Annotated in this window: 24 protein-coding genes; 23 read left to right on the forward strand and 1 reads right to left on the reverse strand. The window is 71.6% G+C overall.

Annotated features, from left to right (window positions below):
- Positions 1–6 precede the first annotated feature (6 nt).
- The 23 genes from IPJ78_15840 to IPJ78_15950 all read left to right on the forward strand — a co-directional run bounded on the left by IPJ78_15840 (position 7) and on the right by IPJ78_15950 (position 18,690).
- Complete coding sequence (locus tag IPJ78_15840) at positions 7–528, forward strand: SRPBCC family protein (GenBank protein MBK7908016.1); 522 nt, start codon at positions 7–9, stop codon at positions 526–528.
- The gene (locus tag IPJ78_15845; protein MBK7908017.1) at positions 525–875 is read left to right on the forward strand and encodes a hypothetical protein; all 351 of its coding nucleotides are present in this window, start codon (positions 525–527) and stop codon (positions 873–875) included. Before IPJ78_15840 ends, IPJ78_15845 begins: the two co-directional genes overlap by 4 nt.
- Before the next feature lie 77 nt (positions 876–952).
- Positions 953–1,411: a hypothetical protein gene (locus IPJ78_15850; protein MBK7908018.1), complete on the forward strand. Its 459-nt coding sequence runs from the start codon at positions 953–955 to the stop codon at positions 1,409–1,411.
- On the forward strand, positions 1,408–1,869 hold the full coding sequence (locus IPJ78_15855; GenBank protein ID MBK7908019.1) for a GNAT family N-acetyltransferase: 462 nt from the start codon (positions 1,408–1,410) through the stop codon (positions 1,867–1,869). Before IPJ78_15850 ends, IPJ78_15855 begins: the two co-directional genes overlap by 4 nt.
- Positions 1,870–1,899: 30 nt before the next feature.
- Positions 1,900–5,412 carry a response regulator gene (locus IPJ78_15860; GenBank protein ID MBK7908020.1) on the forward strand — a complete coding sequence of 1,171 codons (3,513 nt, stop codon included), beginning with the start codon at positions 1,900–1,902 and terminating at the stop codon, positions 5,410–5,412.
- Between the two features lie 144 nt (positions 5,413–5,556).
- On the forward strand, positions 5,557–5,898 hold the full coding sequence (locus IPJ78_15865) for a PadR family transcriptional regulator (protein MBK7908021.1): 342 nt from the start codon (positions 5,557–5,559) through the stop codon (positions 5,896–5,898).
- A gap of 5 nt (positions 5,899–5,903) precedes the next feature.
- Positions 5,904–8,486, forward strand: coding sequence for an ABC transporter permease (locus tag IPJ78_15870; protein ID MBK7908022.1), 2,583 nt, complete (start codon positions 5,904–5,906; stop codon positions 8,484–8,486).
- A 20-nt stretch (positions 8,487–8,506) separates the two neighbouring features.
- Positions 8,507–8,701, forward strand: coding sequence for a hypothetical protein (locus tag IPJ78_15875; protein MBK7908023.1), 195 nt, complete (start codon positions 8,507–8,509; stop codon positions 8,699–8,701).
- Positions 8,685–9,260: a hypothetical protein gene (locus IPJ78_15880; protein MBK7908024.1), complete on the forward strand. Its 576-nt coding sequence runs from the start codon at positions 8,685–8,687 to the stop codon at positions 9,258–9,260. The genes IPJ78_15875 and IPJ78_15880 overlap by 17 nt, the downstream gene beginning before the upstream one ends.
- A 33-nt stretch (positions 9,261–9,293) precedes the next feature.
- Complete coding sequence (locus IPJ78_15885; GenBank protein MBK7908025.1) at positions 9,294–9,824, forward strand: hypothetical protein; 531 nt, start codon at positions 9,294–9,296, stop codon at positions 9,822–9,824.
- 296 nt (positions 9,825–10,120) lie between these two features.
- A complete protein-coding gene (locus tag IPJ78_15890) occupies positions 10,121–11,734 on the forward strand; it encodes an EAL domain-containing protein (GenBank protein MBK7908026.1) in 1,614 nt (537 codons plus the stop codon).
- A gap of 103 nt (positions 11,735–11,837) precedes the next feature.
- Positions 11,838–12,575, forward strand: coding sequence for a hypothetical protein (locus tag IPJ78_15895; protein ID MBK7908027.1), 738 nt, complete (start codon positions 11,838–11,840; stop codon positions 12,573–12,575).
- Between the two features lie 189 nt (positions 12,576–12,764).
- Positions 12,765–13,175 (forward strand): lactoylglutathione lyase, encoded by a 411-nt coding sequence (locus IPJ78_15900; GenBank protein ID MBK7908028.1) that lies wholly within the window; start codon positions 12,765–12,767, stop codon positions 13,173–13,175.
- Positions 13,172–13,711, forward strand: a complete 540-nt coding sequence (locus IPJ78_15905; protein ID MBK7908029.1) for a hypothetical protein — start codon at positions 13,172–13,174, stop codon at positions 13,709–13,711. The genes IPJ78_15900 and IPJ78_15905 overlap by 4 nt, the downstream gene beginning before the upstream one ends.
- A gap of 10 nt (positions 13,712–13,721) precedes the next feature.
- A complete protein-coding gene (locus tag IPJ78_15910; GenBank protein MBK7908030.1) occupies positions 13,722–14,156 on the forward strand; it encodes a hypothetical protein in 435 nt (144 codons plus the stop codon).
- A gap of 89 nt (positions 14,157–14,245) precedes the next feature.
- Positions 14,246–15,139 carry a hypothetical protein gene (locus IPJ78_15915; GenBank protein ID MBK7908031.1) on the forward strand — a complete coding sequence of 298 codons (894 nt, stop codon included), beginning with the start codon at positions 14,246–14,248 and terminating at the stop codon, positions 15,137–15,139.
- Positions 15,136–15,552: a hypothetical protein gene (locus IPJ78_15920; protein ID MBK7908032.1), complete on the forward strand. Its 417-nt coding sequence runs from the start codon at positions 15,136–15,138 to the stop codon at positions 15,550–15,552. The genes IPJ78_15915 and IPJ78_15920 overlap by 4 nt, the downstream gene beginning before the upstream one ends.
- A 79-nt stretch (positions 15,553–15,631) precedes the next feature.
- Positions 15,632–15,913: a DUF4287 domain-containing protein gene (locus IPJ78_15925; protein ID MBK7908033.1), complete on the forward strand. Its 282-nt coding sequence runs from the start codon at positions 15,632–15,634 to the stop codon at positions 15,911–15,913.
- Positions 15,910–16,299 (forward strand): DUF2200 domain-containing protein, encoded by a 390-nt coding sequence (locus IPJ78_15930; GenBank protein MBK7908034.1) that lies wholly within the window; start codon positions 15,910–15,912, stop codon positions 16,297–16,299. The genes IPJ78_15925 and IPJ78_15930 overlap by 4 nt, the downstream gene beginning before the upstream one ends.
- Positions 16,300–16,317: 18 nt before the next feature.
- On the forward strand, positions 16,318–16,875 hold the full coding sequence (locus IPJ78_15935; GenBank protein MBK7908035.1) for a dihydrofolate reductase family protein: 558 nt from the start codon (positions 16,318–16,320) through the stop codon (positions 16,873–16,875).
- A 44-nt stretch (positions 16,876–16,919) separates the two neighbouring features.
- Entirely contained in the window at positions 16,920–17,327 is a 408-nt protein-coding gene (locus tag IPJ78_15940; GenBank protein ID MBK7908036.1) for a DUF1801 domain-containing protein, read from the forward strand.
- Between the two features lie 171 nt (positions 17,328–17,498).
- Positions 17,499–17,864, forward strand: coding sequence for a hypothetical protein (locus IPJ78_15945; GenBank protein ID MBK7908037.1), 366 nt, complete (start codon positions 17,499–17,501; stop codon positions 17,862–17,864).
- 16 nt (positions 17,865–17,880) lie between these two features.
- On the forward strand, positions 17,881–18,690 hold the full coding sequence (locus IPJ78_15950; protein ID MBK7908038.1) for a hypothetical protein: 810 nt from the start codon (positions 17,881–17,883) through the stop codon (positions 18,688–18,690).
- Between the two features lie 157 nt (positions 18,691–18,847).
- Here IPJ78_15950 and IPJ78_15955 read toward each other — a convergent pair.
- Positions 18,848–19,946 (reverse strand): metallophosphoesterase (locus IPJ78_15955; GenBank protein ID MBK7908039.1); only part of this gene is annotated, 1,099 nt, incomplete at its 5' end.

The following is a 19,946-nucleotide window of genomic DNA, read 5'->3' on the forward strand; positions in this document are numbered from 1 at the left end:
CCGGGAATGGCGCGCATCGAGTTCAGTCTCTTCATCGCCGCCCCCGTCGGCCGCTGCTTCGACCTCTCGCGGAGCGTGGAACTGCATGTCGCCTCCACGGCGGGGACCGGCGAGCGCGTCGTCGCGGGCCGGACGTCCGGCTGCCTGGAGCTCGGCGAGTCCGTCACCTGGCGCGCGCGGCACTTCGGGGTCTGGCAGGAGCTGACGAGCCGGATCGTCGCCATGGAGCGCCCCGACCACTTCCGCGACAGCCAGGTACGCGGGGCGTTCGCGCGCTTCGATCACGACCATCACTTCACGCATGACCGCGACGGCACGATCATGCGCGAGGTCTTCGACTATCGCGCTCCGCTGGGGCCGCTCGGGGTCCTTGCCGAGCGACTCTTCCTCACGCGCTATATGCGGCGCTTCCTCTTGGCGCGGGCGCGCGTCGTCAAGGCCGTCGCGGAGTCGGAGGAGTGGCGGCGGTACGTCGGTCCCGCCGGGGTAGCGCTCGCGACGGGGCTCGTCGATATCTTCACGGCATGAGCACCGTCCTCTGGGCCAATCTCCTCGTCAACGGCACCGTGCGGTCCGAAGAGGAGGATCGACGCGCGCTGTTCGTCCACACCGACAAGCTCGATGCCCTGTGCACGACCCTTGGCATCGCGTCCTTTGCCGGCCTCTGCGACTCGACGGACGCGCGGTTCAACCTCGACGAGTTCGAGTTGCCGGAGGGGATGGCGTCGACCAACGACCACATGGCGCTGCACGGCGTGTGGATGGCGCTCCCCGACGCGATCCGGGAGGTGGTCCAGGAACTCACCGAGGTCCTCGCGTTCGCGCGCGGGCACGGCGATGGCGCGGCCAAGTTCAACTTCTCGATCGTGGGGTAGGAGAGCGCGACCCGATGCATCCCCTGGGTACACACACACGGAGCGACCGCGTGATCCCGTCCCTGCGAAGTCCCCGCATGCTGGCCGGCGCACTCGCGCTCGGCACCCTCGCGGCCTGCGCCTCCGCGCCGTCGCTCGACAGTTCCGTGGCGCCGTTGCCGCGCGCGTCGTTGGCGGCGCCGGACTGGGCCGCCGATTCGATCGATGTGCTGCAGTGCGCGCAGCGCGTGGCGGCGCGCGGTGGGTTCTTCGTGGAGGACACGACGGGGACCGTCCTCGTGCGACGGCCCGGCACCACACCGGACCAGTTGGTCGGCGCGGCGGTCCCCGTGCGCCGGCCTACGGCCGTGCCGACGCAGGCGCCGGTCTCGCTCTCCGCTCGGTCGATCGGGGCGCGTCAGGTGCGCATCCTGCTCGCGCCGCGGGAACGCTCGGGCTGGGTGCGCGCGAACGCCCGTGCGCCGGGGGGTCGAGCGGCCAGCACGCGCGAGCTCGTGCAGCTCATCAACTCGCAGTGCACCGTGCGTCGCCCATGACCTTCTCGCTCGTCCCGTTCGACCAGCACGGCGTCCCGCTCGTCGCGATCACCGATCTGCCGGCGGCGATCGTCGCGAACTGCGAGGGCACGGCGGACCTCTATCGTCGCGTCGGTTTCGTGCCGCCGTGGATCGGCTACGTTGCCGTCGCCGACGGGCGCGCGGTCGGCGGCGGAGCGTTCGTCGGACCGCCGACCGACGGTGTGGTGGAGATCGCGTACTACACGCTGGATGGTGAGGAGGGGAAGGGATTCGCCTCGCGGACCGCCGCGGCGCTCGTGGCGATCGCGCGCGCGGAGACACCGGCGGTCGGGCTGAAGGCGTTCACCCTACAGGAGGAGAACGCCTCGACGAGGATCCTGCGGCGGCTCGGGTTCGCGGTCGAGGGCGTGGCGCAGGACCCGGATGCGGGTGAGGTGTGGGAGTGGCGGGCGATGGAACGGCACGAGGGCTTGTAGTCGGCGCCGGGGCGGCCGATACTAGCCCATATGCGATCCTCCATCGGCGCGATCGCGCTCCTCGGCCTCCTGTCGAGCGTCGCCCCGGCGCAGCCGGCGCAGCCGGCGGAGCCGGCGGGGCGACCGGCGGCGCGGTACGTGGTCCGTCAGCTCGATCGAGACGACGGACTGCCCGATCCGAACGTCGCCGCCCTCGCCCGGACTCGCGATGGATTCCTCTGGATCGGGACTCGCACGGGGCTCGTGTCCTACGACGGCGTCCAGTTCGTGCCGCTCGCCGCCGAGGACGCGGCACAGCTGCCCGACACGTGGATCAACGGGCTCAGCTTGGACCCGCAGGATCGGCTCTGGATCGCCACGGCCGGGGGCCTGGCCGTGCGTGAGGACGGGCGCGTGCGCCGCGTTGCCGCGTCGGAGATCCCGCCGAGTGACGTGTGGCGCGCCATCACGGACCGCCGCGGGTCGGTCTGGGTCGCCACGAGCACGGGGGTATTTCGCGGCGACGGCACCGCGTTCCGGAAGTTCCCCGGGCTTGACGGGTATGCCTACACGCTGCTGGAGGACGCGCGCGGTCGCATCTGGGTAGTGGGACGAGACCTCCTGACGGTCATCGACGGCGATCGCGTGATCGACGTGCGCGCGACACTCGGGCTCTCGGGGCGCGTGTTCGATATCGCGGCGGACGGGCCGGCGCACCTGTGGATCGGGATGGAGGACGGCGCGCGCCACCTGTCGCTCGGGGCAGGCGACGACGTCCGGGTGGACCGGTTCGTCGATACGCGGCGCGGTGCCGCGACGCGTGAGGTCTGGGTGGTCGCGCTCGGAGAGGACGGGGCGCTCCTGCTCGGGACGTCGTCCGGTGGCGTCCTGACCGCGACCGCCGACGGGCTCGAACCGCTCGAGTCACAGGATCACGAGACCTGGGCGCTGTTGCGCGATGGATTCGGCGTGATCTGGGCCGGCACGGATCAGGGGCTGCGTCGCTTCGAGCCGAGCTCGTTCACGCTCCTGAGCGCGGGGCTGTCGGGCGGCGACGTGTGGACCGTGCGTCGCGACGGCGCGGGGACGATCTGGGCCGGGCTCGGCGACGGCGGGGTGGCGCGCTGGACCGGGACGCGATTCGTGCCGGTGCTGCGCGGTGACCCGAGCTCCTCCCTGTCGCCGGCGACCTGGCCGGAAGGGGATCACCTGCTCGCGGTGCAGCCCAGTGGACCGCTCCTCCGTCTCGCGCGGGAGGGGCCGCCGGTGGCCGTGCCGTGGCGGCCTCCGCCGATCGGGGACGTGCTGGGCTTGCTCGCCGACCGCCGCGGTCGCCTCTGGATCTCGGCCGACAGCGGCCTGTATGTGCGAGCACCCGACGGTACCGTGCGCGCCGCGGACACGACCGTCGGATTGCCGCGTGGCGCGCGGCCGCGCGCGATGGCCGAGGGGCCGGACGGGGCGCTCTGGTTCGGTCGCCCCTGGCTGACCGCGGTCGGCGAGCGCGGCATCCGGCGGATCACGGCGCGTGACGGTCTCGCCGACTCGATCGTGCGCGTCATCGTGCCGCAACGCGATGTCACGTGGATCGGTACGCAGTCCTCCGGGGTCTTCGCGGTGCTGCCCGATCGCGTCGTACCGCTGGGGCACCTGCACCGCGCGCTCGCGAACGAGGTGCTCGCCATCGTCGAGGACGCCTTCTCGGATCTCTGGGTGGTCAGTCGATTCGAGGTCGCGCGCGTCGAACGGGCCGCGCTGCTCGACGCGGCGCGCGGGCGGCGCACGGAGGTGATGATCCGTACGTACGACGTGGCGGACGGATTGCCGCGGACGCCGTTCCGGGGGGATTTCCAGAGCCACGTCGTCGCGGACGATCGAGGGCGATTGCTGGTGCCGAACGGCAGCGGTGTCGTGGTCATCGATCCCGCGCGATTGCGGCGTGAGGCCGATGCTCCGCCGGTGCAGATCACGTCGCTCTCCGTGAACGGGCGCGCGACCCGTCCAGCCGCCGGACTCGAGCTGTCTCCCGGCGTCGCGCGCCTGGAGTTCGCGCTGGCGGCGCCGCTGTCGATCCGGCCGCGGCGCGTGCGACTCCAAGCGCGGCTCGTCGGTGCGGACAGCGTCTGGCGCGAACTCGGGTCCCACCGGGACATCTCGTTCGGGCCGTTGCACGGCGGCGACTATGTCTTCGAGGCGCGGGCGGCGACGGCCGAGGGCGACTGGCCGGCGCCGTCGGTGACCCTCCCGCTGCGCGTGTCGCGATCGCTGGTCGAGCAACCATGGTTCGTTCCGCTGTTGCTCGCGTTGACGGCGGGGATCGTGTTCGCGATCGGATTGGGGCGCCGCCGCCTGCTCGCGCGCGAGATGGAGAAGCGCCGGACGCTCGAGGTCGCCCTCGGTCGCGCCCAGAAGCTCGAGGGCCTCGGACGGCTCGCCGGCGGCGTGGCCCACGAGATCAACAACAGCATGGCGGTCGTCCTCGGGTTCACCGAACTCGCCTTGACGGACCTGCGCGACCGGCCGGCGGTGCGCGAGGACCTGCTGGAGGCACAGCGCGCCGGCGTGCGCGTCGTCTCGGTCACGCGTCGACTGCTGACGTTCGCCCGGCAATCCAATGCCGAGCGCCGCATCCTCGATCTCGGTGCCACCGTCGCGGCCATGCGCCGCTCGCTCGAGGAGCTCGCCGGGTCCAGGAGCACCGTGCGGCTCGAGGTCGACGTGGATCGCACGCCGATTAGCGCGGACGCCGCGCAGGTCGAGCAACTCGTCCTCAACCTCGTGGCCAACGCGCGGGATGCGATGCCGGTGGGGGGGACGATCACGATCGGTGTGCGCCCGAGCGGCGCGGCGCGTCCGCCGCAGGACGCGCTCGTGACGTCCGCGCCGCCGCCGCAGGTGGCGGGTTGGGCGGTGCTCAGCGTCCGCGATGTCGGCGTCGGCATGCTCCGCGAAGTCCGTGAGCGCCTGTTCGAGCCGTTCTTCACGACCAAGGCGGTGGACAAGGGCACCGGACTCGGCCTCGCGGTGTGCCACGGGATCGTCGTGGCGCACGGCGGTGCCATCGATGTCGAGACTGCGCCGGGCGAAGGCTCCTGCTTCTCGATCTGGTGGCCGATGGTCCGCCGCGAGGCGCCCACGCCCGATGCCGGCGCAGCGCCGTCGCCCGATCAGCCCGGCGTGCGTGCGCGCATCCTGCTCGTCGATGACGACGAGAGCGTCCGGATCGCGACGCGACGGCTGCTGCAGTCCTTCGGACACGAGGTGCTCGAGGCGCCCGACGGCGCGACCGCCTTGGCGCGCCTGAACGGCGATGCGCGGGACGTCGACCTCGTCGTGACGGATGTCGTGATGGCGAGCATGACCGGGCCCGAACTCGTGGCGGCGATGCGGGACCGGCACGACGGACGACCGGTGCTCTTCATCACCGGATTCGTGGACGAAGGCGACCTGCGCGGACCGCCGCCCTCGGACCTGGGGCCGGTCCTGCCGAAGCCCTTCACCGCGCAAGAGCTGCAGGGCGCGGTCCGTGCGATCCTGCGGCCCGAGGAGCGTTCGGTGGCCTGAGTGGACTCTCTTGCCTCCACCGCCGAGCCGAGCGTACGCTAGGTGCACGACGAGGCGACCTCCTTCCCATCGACAGCCGGGGGGAGTTGACACGCCCGCCCCATCGACCCACACTTCCATCGTCTCTCGATGGGAGTCCGGTCCATGTCGCCGTCCGTCTCCGCCCGTGATGCGCTCCTGCCGGGCACGCTCGACCTCCTCGTCCTCAAGTCCCTCACGTCAGGACGCAAGCACGGCTACGGCATCGCCGAGCACCTGAGCCGCGTCTCGGCGGAGGTGCTGCAGGTGGGCGAGAGTTCGCTCTACCCGGCGCTCCAGCGGCTGCTGCTCGAAGGCTGGGTGAAGGCGGAGTGGGGGATCTCGGAGAACAACCGCCGCGCGCGCTACTACACGCTCACCGCCGCGGGGCGACGCCAGCTCGCGGTCGAGGAGAAGGGCTTCGACCGGATGGTGCTCGCCATCCGGCAGGTCCTCGCGCACGGGTGATGCGCATGCGTGAGACGCTCGGCCGCCTCTGGCGACGGCTCCGCGTGCTGCTCCGCTGGCGGCAGCACCAGGAGGAGCTGCGCGAGGAGATCGCGCAGCATCGCGCCCTGCGCGCGGCGGCCTTCGAGGCCGAAGGGCTCGCGCCCGCCGAGGCGCGAGCGGCGGCGCATCGCGCGCTGGGGGACGCGACCGTCATGCGCGAGGAGGCGCACCGCGTCTGGGTCGCGGGTGTGGTCGAGGACCTCCGACAGGACGTCGCCTACGCGCTGCGCGCGATGGCGCGCGAGCCGGTCTTCACCGGCGTCGCCGTACTCGGACTCGCCGGTGGACTCGGCTTCGGTGCCGCGGCCTTCTCGGGCTTCAGCGCGCTCGCGCTGCGCGGCTGGCCTGTGCACGAGCCCGAGCGCGTCGTGGCGATCTGGGCGACGTCCACCACCGTCCCCGGCAACCGGCGCGGCTCGGGGTTCTCGCTCGACCAGCTCGAACTCTTCCGTACGCGGGCGACGACGCTCGACGGCGTCTTCACGTACGAGCGGATCCGACCCGACGGGACCGGCGCGATCACTGCGGTCCCGGTGAGCGGGACCTACTTCGAGACGCTCGGCGTCCCGATGGCGCTCGGTCGCGGCATCGCGCCGGACGAGGACCGGCTCGGTGTGCCGACGGCGGTGATCGTCATCTCGCACGACTGGTGGACGCGGATGCTCGACTCGAGCCGCACGGTTCTCGGGAGCGTGGTGCGCGTGCGCGGCGTGCCGTTCACCGTGATCGGCGTGACCGCGCGCGGCTTCAGCGGGACCGACCTGAGTCCCGTGGATGGCTGGGTGCCGATGGCCGCGTGGCGGCTCGTGCGCCCGGACGATGGGATCGTCACCACGGCGCTCGCGCAGAGCGACGTGTGTTGCGTGCACGCGGTGGGACGGCTCGCCGATGGCGTCACGCACGAGGACGCCGCGCGCGAGCTGACCGCGCTGCTCGCGCAGTCGATGCGACCGGGCCTCGACACGCTCGTCCGCACGGCGCAGGTGAACCCCTTCACCGTGATGGGCTCCGCCGGACCCGACGTGAGCAGCGAGATCGCGCCGATCTTCGCGATGATCTTCGGCGGGGTCGCGGTGGTGCTGTTGCTGGCGTGCGCGAACGTCGCCAACCTGTTGCTCGCGCGGGCGGCGTCGCGCGAGCGCGAGCTGCAGATCCGCCTCGCGATCGGGGCGTCGCGCGGCCGCGTGGTGCGGCAACTCATGACGGAGAGCCTCGTGCTCGCGCACTTGGCCGCGCTGCCGGCGCTCCTCATCGCGCGCTGGCTCCCCGCGTGGGTGATGTCGGTCTTCACCGTGGGGCAGGGCGTGAACCTCCAGTTCACGCCCGACTGGCGGACGCTCGCGGTGACGCTGGCGCTCGCGGTAGGGAGCTGTCTCGTGTTCGGTCTCGCGCCGGCCCTGCAGGCGACGCGTCCGCTCATCGCGCAGCGGCATCGTGTGCCGTTGCGCTCGGTCTTCCTCTCGGCGCAGGTCACGTTCTGTCTGGTGCTGCTCGTCGCGGCGGGCCTCTTCGTGCGCGGCGCCGAGGCGGCGCGCGGAGGTGAGCTCGGGTACGACCCGACGGGGTTCATGGAGATCATGATCGCGACGCCGGCGAACGAGGACGAGGCGCAGCGCAGCGCGCGATTCGAGCGCGACCTGCCGGAACTCCTCGCGCAGCAAGGTGTCCGCGCGAGCTTCACTGATTTCTCGCCGTTCCAGGGCGGGGCCACGCGCGTGCGCGTCGGCGCGGCCGATCCGCTCATCGTGCTCACGGCCGGTGTCTCCGCGGGATACTTCGGCGCGCTCGGGCACACGCTGCTCGCCGGCCGCTTCTTCAATGAAGGGGCCACCGGCGCGACCGAGATCGTGGTGAACGCGCGGTTCGCCGAGCGGCTGGGGGGCCTGGCCAGCGCGGTGGGCGCGTCGGTGGTGGTGGACAGCGTGCCGCGCACCGTGGTGGGCGTGATCCGCGATGCGCGCGATGCGGGGAACCTGCGCGACGTGCGCTCGACGATCTACCGGCCGCTTCAGTGGACCGCCGCGCCGCGGCTGTTCCTGCGCGCGAGCGACGCCGAGGTGCAGCGCGTGGTCGCGGCGATCCGCGCGAGCGACCCGACGCTCGGCGTCTCGGCGCGATCGTACGACTGGTATCTGGCCAACAGCGTCGCGGGCGCCACGGGCGCCGCGGCGATGGCGGGTGCGCTCGGTCTCCTCGCGCTGCTGCTCGCCTCGGTGGGGATCTTCGGCGTCTTCTCGTTCTGGGTGCGTCAGCGCACGCGCGAGATCGGGGTGCGGGTGGCCTTCGGCGCGACGAAGGGGCGGATCCTGCGGATGGTGCTCGGCGCGACGGGGCGGGCGGTGGGGTGGGGGATCGTGCTGGGGCTCGTGGCCGCGGCGGGGGTGGCGACAGTGCTGCGGAATCAGTTGTATGGACTGAGTCCGTTCGACCCGGTGGCGTTCGCGGTGGCGCTGCTGGTGCTGCTCGCGTCGGCGGCGATCGCGACGGTGGTGCCGGCGTGGCGGGCGACGCGGGTGGAGCCCATGGAGGCGTTGCGGGCGGAATGAGGGGTGTATCTTTCCTCCCGATGGATACGGTGATCGACCTCCAAACGCGCGCACTCCGCGCGATGAGCGCGGACCAGAAGGTCCGCGTCTCTCAGGCGCTGTGGGAAGATGCATGGGAGGTGCTCGCGGCGGGTGTGCGCGGTCGCCATCCGGCGTGGACACCCGCGCAGGTCTTGGCGCGCGTGCAGGAGTTGCTGCGTGACGCACGCGCCTAGCCTCATCGGGCTCTTCGTCGTGCCGCTCGAGCGAGCGGGCATCGAGTACATGGTCACCGGCGGGCTCGCCGCCATCGTCTACGGGCATCCCCGGCTGACGCTCGACGTCGACCTCGTGATCCGGATGCCGTCGACCTCCGCGAGCACCTTCACCGCGCTCTGGCCAGCGGACGAATTCTATGTGCCTCCCGTCGAGGTGGTCGCCGAGGAGAGTGCACGTCCGGGGGCGGGACACTGCAACGTTATCCACTCCACGACGATGTTGCGCGCCGATGTCTACTTCGCCGGCGATGACGAACTCGCGGCATGGGCACTGGGGCGGCGCGTGATCCGCGAGGTGCAAGGCGCGGCGGTGCGGTTCGCGCCGATCGAGTATGTGATCCTCAGCAAACTCCGGTACTTCCGCGATGGCGGATCCGACCGGCACCTTCGCGACATCGCTCGGATGATCGAGGTGAGCGGGCCGGACATGGATCGCCCGGCGCTCGAAGGGTGGGTGGACCGGCTCGGCCTTTCGCGCGAGTGGGCGATGGCCGGCGCGGTGGATGGTGTGAGGTAAGCGAGACCAACTGGAGGGACTCACATGGTGCGCGTGTCGTCGGTCCTCATGCTCCTCCCGCTCCTCCCGCTCCTCCCGCTCCTCCCGCTCCTCCCGCTCCTCTGCGCGCCGGCGTGCGCGCGCACGAGCGCCACGGCCGCCGCGGGCGGCCTCACGGCCGGCCGCGTCATCAGCGTGGGGGACGGCATCACGCTCCCCGCAGGCCCGGTGCTGACGGCGCTGCCACCCGGACAGCGCTACCGGTTCGTCCCGCCCGACTCGCTCGCGTCAGGGCTTGCCGCCGATGACGTGGCGTCGATGGACGAGCCGACGCTCGTGGAATGGCGGACTGCGCTCGCGCGGGTCCTGTCGAGCGGCGGATGGGTGGCGTCCGCGGACTCGGCCGCGTACGACGTGACCATCTTCTCCGTCTCGCGGCTCGGCATGCGGCGCGCGTCGCGCGTGCAGCTCGCCGCCAACGTGACGAGCTGCGGCGACGTGCCGACGACGCAGCTGCAGCTCTGCACCGACGATCCGCTGCAGGCCGCGGAGGAGTGGAGCACGTCGCACGCGACCTACCATTGATCCGGCGGCGGTCGGACGGGGCGGTGCGGGTGTGGCGGCACGGCGGGATCGCGGGGCCGGGGCGGCGGTCGCGGGTGGGGGAGGAGGTGGGGGCGATGTTGCGGATGGCGCCGCATCATTCCGATCCGCACGCTGGAACGGAACGTGACGACCCCGGAGCGCGCTCCCGCCGCTAACTCCCGTCACGTCAACGGCTTGCCACCGCGTGGCCGCGCGGCACCGGCCTTGCCCTTCCATAGGAACGCCGGCGGACGACCCCCGACCCCGGCGCGTCCTCCTCCCGGCCCCGATCCGCCATGCACGGACGGCTGCGAACGCCAGCGGAACCGATCGCCGTCGTGCCGACGCTGCCGCGGCGCGACCGTGTCGTGGTGCTGAGCATGATGGCCGCGCTCGGCGGGGTGATGCTCCTGCTCGCGTCGATCGGGTGGTACGTCTGGCGCGGGTCGTTCAGCGCGGAGGAGCGGCTCGTGGGGGGGCTCGCCGCGACGCTCGGGGAGCGGACGGAGGCGATGATCCTCGACACGCGCCGGCTGCTCGCGGACCTCGACCGGCTCGCGGGGCCGCGCTGCGCGAGCGGACATCTGCGCGCGCTGCAGGACTCGGCGCTGCGTCGTCCGCATATCCGCGCGATCGGGTCCTGGCAGGGGGCGGAACGGGCGTGCGCGGTCGGTTTCGTGCCCATGCGCGCGCTGCCGCCGACGCGCGCGGACCGCACGTATGCCTCGGGGATGCAGGCGTGGTGGCCGAGCCGGCGGACGACGGTGGGAGGCGTGGCGCTGTTCGTGATGCGCCTGGGGGACCACGACGTCGCGATCGACCCGCGGCGCCTGCTCGACGTGGGGCCGCTCGAGGGCCGGCAGGTCGCGCTGTGGGTGGAGCGACTCCCGTTCACGGCGGAGCCGCCGGGCACGACGCTGCCGCCGCCGGACTCGCTCGCGATCGGCCTCACGCTCGACCGGCGACATGGGCGGGCCATCTCGCGCTTCTCGCGGCAGGGCGAACTCTCGATCGAGATCGTGGCGATCGAGCCGATCAGCACCTTCTGGGGCCGCTACGCGACGACGCTGGTGGTCGGGACGGCGATCGGGCTGGCGCTGGTGGCGGTGTGGCTCGTGGCGCTGCTGCGCTACACGCGGCATCGGCTGAGTCTGGCGTCCTTGCTGCGGCGTGCGCTGGCGGCCGATCGGCTGCATGTCGTCTACCAGCCGGTGATCGACCTGCGCACCGGACGCTGCGTGGGAGCGGAGGCGCTGGCGCGCTGGACGCTCGAGGGCGGCGGCGCGGTGAGTCCGGACGCGTTCGTGCCGGTGGCGGAGGGGAGCGGGCAGTCCGTGGAGTTGGCGCTCACGGTGCTGCGGGCCGCGGTGCGCGACCTCGCGCTCCTGCTGCGGGCGTCGCCGCACCTGAGCGTGCAGATCAACCTGAGTGCGGCGGAACTGGTGTCCGAGCGGTTCGTGACCGAGCTCGACGCGCTGCTCGCCGCGCGGCGACTGCGGCCGAGTGCGATCACGTTCGAGCTGACGGAACGGGCGCTGATCGCGACGCCGGAGGCGCGGGCGACGATCGCGCGGCTCCGGGCGCGCGGTCATCGCGTGGCGATCGACGACTTCGGGACGGGCTACTCGAGCCTGTCGTATCTCGCGGATCTTCCGCTGGACCAGATCAAGATCGACAAGGCGTTCATCCACTCGATCGGTCGCGAGGCGGCGATGAGCCAGGTGGTGACGCACATCATCGAGATGGCGCAGGAGCTGGGACTCGAGACGCTGGCGGAGGGGGTGGAGACGGAGGGGCAGCGGGCGTGGCTCGCGGCGCACGGCGTGGAGCAGGGGCAGGGGTGGGTGTTCAGCCGGCCGTTGAGTGCGGAAGCGTTCGTGGGGTTCGCGCGGGGGCAGCGAGCGGCGTGAGGCGGAGCCCGCGGGGGAGATGACCGGCCGGTGGCGAAGCCCAACGCATCCGCCGCTCCACGCCGTGCCTTGCCGGGCGCATGATCGAGCGACATTCTCCTTCATGGTCAACGTCGCCTCCACCGCGTGTCGGCGGCACCGCCGTTGGCTCGCGCTCGCGATGATGGCCCTCGTCGGCCTTGGGCAGGCCTGTGCGGGCGATGCGGTCGGACCGCTCGACATCGACCTGACGCAGTCCTCGATCAGCGTCGAGCCGGGGCCCTACATCGCCGGCGATTCCTACTCGGCGAGGATCCTCCTGCGGCGACCGACGGGGGAGCCCTTCACCGGTTCCGTGCGGCTGGTCGCATGGCTCGTCGGGGGCTCGAGCGTCGTGGACTTCTACCGCGTGGACGGCTCGTCCGGTCTCCTCCTCTTCGAGCCGAAGTTCGTCGGCGACGGATCCCGCGTGCGCGTGCGCGTCGCGGGCGTCGGAGAGATGACCTCCACGCAGGAGATCGCCGTCGTCGCGGGGCGTGCGCACACCTTCTGCACGTTTACGCGTGGCGCGACGCAGCATGTCACCCTCGGTGCGACCACGACCTTCACGGTCATCGCCGCGGATCGCTGGTGCAATCGGACGCGGACCGGCGGCGACGTGATCACGCTCAGTCTCAGCCCGACGACCTATGCGGGCGGGACGCTCGGTCACGGCACGTTCGGGGCCACCGTCGACCGCGGTGACGGCACGTACACGGTGACGTTCACCGGCACGCAGGTCGGCAGCATGTACATCGAGACCACGCTCAATGGCGAGCGGACCAGAGGGACGACGCCGGGGATCACCGTTGATCCGCCCTGAATGACGGGAGGGGCGGGGAATGCGGCTGAGGTGACGAAGGAGCGAGGAGCGAGGGGAAGGAGCGAGGAAGCCGAGGGGAAGGGGGAGGTGTGAGGGAGAGGGAAGAGGGGGAGGGCTTCTGCATTGCTCCTCCCCGCCGGGCTCGCTGCGCGCCAGATTCCTTGCGAGCCCACTCCTGCGAGCGCCCAGATGCCCAAGCTGATCTTCGTCAACCTCCCCGTGCGCGACCTGCCGCGCTCCATGGCCTTCTACGGGGCCCTCGGCTTCACCGTCAACCCGCACTTCTCCGACGAGACCGCCGCCTGCATGGTGTGGAGCGAGACGATCCACGCGATGCTGCTCACGCACGCGAAGTGGCGCACCTTCACCAGCCGCCCCATTCCCTCGTCCGACTCGAGCGAGGTGCTCCTCGCGCTCAGCTGCGAGACCAAGGCGGAGGTCGACGCGATGAACGTTGCCGCGGCGGCGCATGGCGGCACCGCCGACATCAACCCGCTGCAGGACCTCGGCTTCATGTACAACCGCAACCTCGCCGATCCAGACGGGCATGTGTGGGAAGCGTTCTGGATGGATCCGGCGGCGGTGCCGAGCGAGGGATGACGTCGGGCCGAGCGACCCGGCAGCTGCTCCGCCATTTCCTCGCGGCGCTCGCCTATCGGACGCAGAAGGCGCTGCGCGGGGCGCCGCCGGCGTTCGGCGCGTTCCGCGCGGCGCCGACGTCGCGTTCGGCACTCGAGCTGCTCTGGCACATGACCGGACTGATCGGCTACGCGCGGACCTTCTTCCACGGCGGCGACCATGCGCCGCCGGCGCTGCCGTCGCTCCAGGACGAGATCGAGCGCTTCCATGCGCAGCTCGCGCTGCTGGCGCAGGACCTGGACGATCCCGCGCTCGCGTGCACGCTCAGCGACGAACAGCTCCTGCAAGGTCCGCTGGCGGACGCGATGACGCACGTCGGACAGCTCGCGATGCTCCGTCGTCTCGCGGGCGATCCGGTCCCGTCGGAGAACTTCATCCACGCGCAGGTGACGCCATCGAACCTCACGCCGTCGCAGCCGGCGCCCGCGCATCCCGATGCCTGGTGGCGCCCGGAGCAGGGGCACCTGCCGCCCGGTCCCATCTCCAGCGACGGGTGAGGGCGGCTTCATGACCGGCGATCTCCTGCTCCGCATCCGCATCGACGCGCCGCCCTCCGGCGTCGCGTGGGCGCTCCAGCTCGGGCGCGCCGAGTTGTCGCCGCCGGCCCGCCGTGCCCCGCAGCTCGAGTTCGAGGTGACGGTGCGCGTGGTCGATGGCACGAACGGCGAGCTCGACTTCCGTGGCGCGGCGGTGCAGGGGCCGCGCGGCGGGCGGTTCATCTATCTCACCTCCGGCACGCGCGCGGGGCAGCCGAGCTCGCCGTGGGACCGTCGCGCGAAGGTGTCGATCGAGGGACTGCGGCCGCTGCTCGCGAAGCGGGGCGGCGAGACGCAGGGCGTCGTCGGCGTCGCGAGCTTCGCCGGCACGGCGCGCGACGGTGGTCCGTCGTGCGCGAGCGTGCCGCTGCTCGGCGGTGGCTGGACCCTGGAAGGCGCGCGATGACGGCCCCGCGACGTCCTGCCCGCTGACGAGTGCAAGACGATCGCGGCTTCCTGCAGGAGCTGCTCGGCGATGGCCGGTCGGCGCTCGCGCTGACCGCGATCGCCCTCCTCCTCTCGGGCGTCTTCGCGATCTTCCTCGCCGCGCGCCGCGAGTTCCTGCCGCACGACATCGCCTTCCTGCACACCAGCGCCGCGGAGCTTTGCGCCGTCGCCGACTGCCGGATCGTGCACTTCATGTTCCACGACCGCGTTGCATTCGGCGGGACGCTCATCTCCGTTGCGGTGCTCTATCTCTGGTTGGTGGCGTTCCCGCTGCGGAGCGGGGAATCGTGGGCCTGGTGGACGCTGGCGGTGAGCGGGGTGCTCGGTTTCGGCAGCTTCCTGCTCTACCTCGGCTACGGGTACTTCGACAGCTGGCACGGGGCAGGCACGTTGGCCCTCCTGCCGGTGTTCGTCACCGGACTCGTGCGCTCGCGAGCGCACGCCACCCTCCGCGCTCGGGCGTGGATGACCACAGCCGAATGGCGCGCGGCGTCCCGCTCCACCCGGCTCGGCCGCTGGGGACTCCTCGCGACGGGCGCCGGACTCACATTGGCAGGTGCGACCATCATGTATCTCGGCGCGACCGAGGTGTTCGTCGCGGAGGATCTCGCCTTCATGGGGCTGGCGCGCGCCGACCTTGCCTCCATGAACGAGCGGCTCATTCCCCTCATCGCGCATGACCGCGCCGGGTTCGGCGGCGGCCTCGCGACGACTGGCGTGCTCCTCCTGCTCTGTGGGTGGCATGCGCATCCGAGCCGTGCCTTCCACGAGGCCGTCCTGGTCTCCGGCTGCGCGGGCTTCGGCTGCGCCATCGGCACGCACTTCGTCGAGGGGTACCTGAATCCCGTGCACCTTGCCCCGGCGTTCGCCGGCGCCGCACTGTTCCTGGCCAGCATCGCCCTGGTCGCCGTCGGAAGGCGCCACCCGGAGGGGGGACCATGATCCACGTCCGTATGCGCACGCTGCTGCTGTTCGTCCTGCTGCCCCTGGCCCTCATGGCCTCGTGCGTCGATCCCGTCTGCGGCTGCTCGCCGCCGTTGTCGGGCGTGGAGGTGCAGGGGATGCTGCGGACCGCCGCGGACGCGCCCGCCGCGGGCTTCCGTGTGCGCGCCGAGGTCGCGGGCATCGCGTGCGGCGCGACGATCGAGGAGCGGACGAGCCAACCCACGGCGGCTGACGGGCGCTTCGCGCTGACGTTGGTCTCGTACGGCATCGCGCCCGACTCGGCGTGCGTCCGGTTCTTCGCGCGCGATACGGCGGCAGTCGCCATCGAAGTCGCGCTGGCGACGCAGCGACTGCTCCTCCGGCGGGGGCCGTTCAGCCCCGTGCCGGTCACGCTCACGCTGCCGCCCTGACCGCAGCGGGAGGCCGCTCCGCTTGCAGCGGGCGCCGCCGCCGCCCACGTTACGCGCACCCCATTCCTTGCGAGCCCGCGTGACGTTCCAAGCCTACCTCGACGCCGTCCGTGCCAAGACCGGCATGACCCCGGAGCAGCTCAAGACCGCTGCGACGAAGGCGGGTGTGTACTCGCCCGGGATGACCGCGACGACGCTCCTCGACTGGCTGGCGAAGGAGTTCGCGCTCGGACGCGGGCACGGGATGTCGGTGTGGGCGGTGTGGAAGAGCAAGGGATGGGTCGCCGCGCCGGCCGCCAAGAAGAAGGGCGCGACCAGAGAGGGGGGGCGGGTGAGATCGCCGGCACCGCCGCCGCGATGACGCGAAGTGCTCGCGAGCGGGGGGGGGGCGGGGCGGGCGCCCGCATCCCGGCGCCCCGATCCGTCGCCTCCGTGTACCCGCACTACGTCACGAAGGTCGAGAAGAAGGGCCGGACCAAGGCGGAGCTCCACGAGGTCATCCGCTGGCTCACCGGCTTCGACGACACCGCACTGCAGCGCCTCATCGACGAGAAGGTGACCTTCGCGCAGTTCTTCGCGCGGGCCACGCTCCATCCCAATGCGCACCTCATCACTGGCGTCATCTGCGGATACCGGGTGGAGGAGATCGCGGAGCCGTTGACGCAGCAGGTCCGCTATCTCGACAAGCTCGTCGATGAACTCGCCAAGGGGCGGAAGATGGAGAAGATCCTGCGCACGCAGCCGTAGCGCGCGGACCCGGCCCACATGGGACTCCTGACCTTCGGCCTCAACGTGACCCTCGATGGATGCGTCGATCATCGCGAGGGGATCGCGGACGACGAGACCCACGCGTTCTTCACCGCGCTCATGGAGCAGGGCGGGGCGATGCTGTGGGGGCGCGTCACGTACGAGATGATGGAGAGCTACTGGCCGGGGGTCGCGCGCGGCGAGGTGGCGGCACCGCCGGCGCTCCGCACGTGGGCGGAGCAACTGGAGGCGAAGCCCAAGTACGTCGTGTCGTCCACGCGCACCGACTTCCCCTGGACCAACAGCCATCACCTCGCGGGCGACCTCGCCGCGAGCGTGCAGGCCCTCAAGGACGCGACGCCCGCGGGCGTGCTCCTCGGGAGCGGCCAGCTCGCGACCGCGCTCGACCGGCTCGGGCTGATCGACGAGTACCGGTTCCTCGTGCAGCCGCGGATCGCGGGGCATGGGCCGACGCTCCACCAGGGCGGGTTGCCGAGCACGCGCAAGCTGGACCTCGTCTCGGCGACGCCGCTGCGATGCGGCGCGGTCGCGATGCACTATCGTCGAACGCCCTGAGCCCACGAGCGGCTGCTCGCCCCTTCACCCGAGGCCCCACCCGCATGGCCGAAGCCAAGACCCGCCCCACGAAAGCGTCCGTGGCCAAGCACATCGCCGCGCAGTCGACGCCCGAGCGCCGCGCCGACTGCGCGACCATCGTGCGCCTGCTCGAAGCGGCCACCAAGGCCAAGCCGGTGATGTGGGGCGACGCGATCATCGGGTTCGGCAGCGCGCCGGTGGTGTACGCCAACGGCTCCACGATGGACTGGCCGCTCATGGCGTTCGCGTCGCGCGCGCAGGACATCGTGCTCTACAACCTGCGAGGCGCGGACGGGTTCAAGGAGCTGCTCGCGGCGTGCGCGCCGGCGAAGCTCAAGGGCAGTTGCGTGCACGTCAAACGGCTGGCCGATGTGGACCCAAAGGCGCTCAAGGCGCTGATCGTGGCCGCGGTGAAGGCGCGGAAGCGGTGACGAAGGAGCGAGGAGCGAGGGGAAGGAGCGAGGACTTCAGGGAAAGAGGGAGGGCCAAGGTGGAGGGCCGAGCGAAAGGGCCTCTCCCCCTGACACCTTCACTTGATCCCTCCCCCTTACCCTCACCCCTCGGTCTTTCCCCTCGGCCCTCGCTCCTCCACCGGATCTCCGATGCCGCCCAGACGCTTGCTGCTCCTGCTCACCGGCCTCCTCCTGCTGCCCGCCTGCTCCGGCTGGCATCCGACGCCCATCCAGCCGGAGATCGCGCCGACCATCGACGCGAACGATCCGGTGCGCGTGACGCCGTCGAACGGCGCGGCGGTGGTGATGTGGCATGCGCGCGTGGTGGGCGACAGCCTGATCGGCGACGTGGGGTATCCCGCGACGCGCACGGCGTTCGCGCTGCGCGACCTGCGGCAGATGGAGGAGCTCGGGTTCAGTCGCGTGCGAACGGGGGTCGCGGTGTTGGTGGGGCTCAGCTTCGCTCTCCTGTTCGGGGCGATGTATTCGCTCGCGCACGGCGGGCCGGGATCGTGAGGACGCGCATCCTTCCATGAGACCTCAGGAGTACGACGCGCTGCGCGCGTCGATCGACGAGCCCGACGAGGAGATCGCCGCCCTCTTTGGGGTGCCGGTGTCGAGACTGCAGGAGTGGCGTGCCGGGACCGCGCGGATCCCGCGATACCCGGAGCAGATGCTGCGATTCCTCGCCGAGTCGGCGGAGCGGGGGCGCGCGCTCGATGCGAGTGGGCTCGAGGCGTGTGCGTGGATGGCCGAGTTCGACGAGACCGACCTCCCGGACGATCCCGATGCGCTGCAGGCCGCGGTGCGACGGGCTGAGGAGCATCACGCGACGTGCGCGCTGTGTCAGGCGCGTCAGCGGTTCATCGACGCGCGGTTCGGTCCCATGCCGCCGCTCCCGATGCCTGGGTGGATGCACATCTTCGCCGCGTTCGGGCGCGTGCCCACCTCCCTTCGCCCGGCGGCCGTCGGGGCCGCTGTGCTCGCGGCGATCGTCTCGCTGCGTGCCGTGGTGGCGATCCCGGCGATCATCGCGAAGCCGGCAATGGCGGTCGAACTGTTGGTCGCGATCCTTTCGGCCGCGGCGGCCGGCGCGAGTGGCGGGTTCGCCTTCACCCTCGTGCGTCCGACGTTCAAACGGTTGGGGCGCCCAGGTGACTACCTCACGGGGATCGTCTGCGTCGGCGCGTACCTGACGTCGCTCGCCCTGGTCGCACCGATCGCGTTCGGCGAACCGCTCCTGGAAAGGAGGGCGGACTGGATCGCCTTGGGGATCGGGTCGCTCCTCTTCGGGAGTGTCGTCGGGCACTCGTGGTTCGGCCCGACCGAGCGGACGAACTGACGAAGGAGCGAGGAGCGAGGGGAAGGGGAAGGCTCGAGAGGAAGGAGGAAGCACGAGGGGAAACGGTGAGCGGGAAGGGCCCTTCCCCTCGGACGTTCCCCTCAGCTCTCTCCCTTCCTCTCGCCCCTCGATATTTCCCCTCGCTCCTCGCTCCTTCTCACCGCGGCGTGAGCACGCCCACCGAATCCGACAACGCCGCCCGATTCGACCGATACGGCGCAAACCCCGCCCCCCAGTCGATGCCGATCACCTCGTGCCACACGCGCGCGCCATCGACGTGCACCACGACATAGTGATACGCGTTGTCGCCGGGGTTCATGCCCGGCTTGGCGAGGTGCTGCACGCGCACCGAGTCCGCAGCACCCGCGCGGAGATACGGCGCGAGGTCGGGTTCGCCGAGGTAGTTGTAGAGCGGCGCGCCGCCACCGCCGGTGACGACCTGGTCCATGCGGCGCCAGCGGCCGTCGGTGCCCTTCCAGCGTTCGACCCAGTGCTCGAAGAAGTGCTCGTGCCCGGTGAAGAGGAGGTCGACGCTGTGCGCGCGGAAGAGCGGCATCCACCGGTCGCGCACCTGCTGCGTGGGGCGCTCGATGCGCGAGCCGCCGTGCGGGCCTGAGGAGAAGGGCGGGTGATGGAAGAAGGCGGCGATGTGCGTGTAGCGGCGCCGGTCGAGTCCCTCGAGCTGCGCGCGGGCCCAGGCGAACTGGGTGGAGTCGTCGGCGATGTTGGAGTCGATCGCGAGGACGAAGGTGTTGCCGAAGCCGAAGGCGTAGGTGGGGTAGCCGCTCAGGCGGCGCGTGGCGCCGTCGGCGGGGATGAGGCGCGCCATCGCCGCGAGGTAGTTGCGGAGCCCTTCGGCGCGACCGGGATTGGCGAGGTCGTCCGATCCCGTCACGTCATGATTCCCCGGCGCGAGGAAGTACGGCACGCCGCCCTCGGTGGTGAGGCGATTGACGAGCCCGACGAAGCTCTTGTTCCACTGCGCGGCGTCGCGGCCGTTCACCACGGCGTCGCCGCTCTGGAGCACGAAGCGGACGGCGTCGGGCCCGGTGCGGAGCCGCGCGATGGTGCGCAGCATCGACTCGACGATGAGCGAGTGCTCGTACTGCGGATCGACGCCGTCGCGGCGGCCGCGGGTGTCGCCGTAGACGATGAAGGAGAAGCGCTGCACGCCGGCGCTGGCGGACTCGGCTGGGAGCGGCGTGCGCGGCGGGGCGATCGCGGCGACCGGCTCTGACGCGGGGGTCTGCTGGGCG

The organism is Gemmatimonadota bacterium, assembly GCA_016714015.1.
In the GTDB taxonomy this organism is placed as follows: Bacteria; Gemmatimonadota; Gemmatimonadetes; order Gemmatimonadales; family Gemmatimonadaceae; genus Pseudogemmatithrix.

Excerpts from the sequence above, each read along its gene's own strand:
- IPJ78_15860 (MBK7908020.1), top strand. The coding sequence starts at position 1,900 with ATGCGATCCTCCATCGGCGCGATCGCGCTCCTCGGCCTCCTGTCGAGC.
- IPJ78_15870 (MBK7908022.1), top strand. The coding sequence starts at position 5,904 with ATGCGTGAGACGCTCGGCCGCCTCTGGCGACGGCTCCGCGTGCTGCTC.
- IPJ78_15865 (MBK7908021.1), top strand. The coding sequence starts at position 5,557 with ATGTCGCCGTCCGTCTCCGCCCGTGATGCGCTCCTGCCGGGCACGCTC.
- IPJ78_15855 (MBK7908019.1), top strand. The coding sequence starts at position 1,408 with ATGACCTTCTCGCTCGTCCCGTTCGACCAGCACGGCGTCCCGCTCGTC.
- IPJ78_15940 (MBK7908036.1), top strand. The coding sequence starts at position 16,920 with ATGGCCGAAGCCAAGACCCGCCCCACGAAAGCGTCCGTGGCCAAGCAC.
- IPJ78_15850 (MBK7908018.1), top strand. The coding sequence starts at position 953 with ATGCTGGCCGGCGCACTCGCGCTCGGCACCCTCGCGGCCTGCGCCTCC.
- IPJ78_15840 (MBK7908016.1), top strand. The coding sequence starts at position 7 with ATGGCGCGCATCGAGTTCAGTCTCTTCATCGCCGCCCCCGTCGGCCGC.
- IPJ78_15935 (MBK7908035.1), top strand. The coding sequence starts at position 16,318 with ATGGGACTCCTGACCTTCGGCCTCAACGTGACCCTCGATGGATGCGTC.
- IPJ78_15945 (MBK7908037.1), top strand. The coding sequence starts at position 17,499 with ATGCCGCCCAGACGCTTGCTGCTCCTGCTCACCGGCCTCCTCCTGCTG.
- IPJ78_15895 (MBK7908027.1), top strand. The coding sequence starts at position 11,838 with ATGGTCAACGTCGCCTCCACCGCGTGTCGGCGGCACCGCCGTTGGCTC.
- IPJ78_15930 (MBK7908034.1), top strand. The coding sequence starts at position 15,910 with ATGACGCGAAGTGCTCGCGAGCGGGGGGGGGGCGGGGCGGGCGCCCGC.
- IPJ78_15890 (MBK7908026.1), top strand. The coding sequence starts at position 10,121 with ATGCACGGACGGCTGCGAACGCCAGCGGAACCGATCGCCGTCGTGCCG.
- IPJ78_15920 (MBK7908032.1), top strand. The coding sequence starts at position 15,136 with ATGATCCACGTCCGTATGCGCACGCTGCTGCTGTTCGTCCTGCTGCCC.
- IPJ78_15900 (MBK7908028.1), top strand. The coding sequence starts at position 12,765 with ATGCCCAAGCTGATCTTCGTCAACCTCCCCGTGCGCGACCTGCCGCGC.
- IPJ78_15905 (MBK7908029.1), top strand. The coding sequence starts at position 13,172 with ATGACGTCGGGCCGAGCGACCCGGCAGCTGCTCCGCCATTTCCTCGCG.
- IPJ78_15875 (MBK7908023.1), top strand. The coding sequence starts at position 8,507 with ATGGATACGGTGATCGACCTCCAAACGCGCGCACTCCGCGCGATGAGC.
- IPJ78_15950 (MBK7908038.1), top strand. The coding sequence starts at position 17,881 with ATGAGACCTCAGGAGTACGACGCGCTGCGCGCGTCGATCGACGAGCCC.
- IPJ78_15845 (MBK7908017.1), top strand. The coding sequence starts at position 525 with ATGAGCACCGTCCTCTGGGCCAATCTCCTCGTCAACGGCACCGTGCGG.
- IPJ78_15910 (MBK7908030.1), top strand. The coding sequence starts at position 13,722 with ATGACCGGCGATCTCCTGCTCCGCATCCGCATCGACGCGCCGCCCTCC.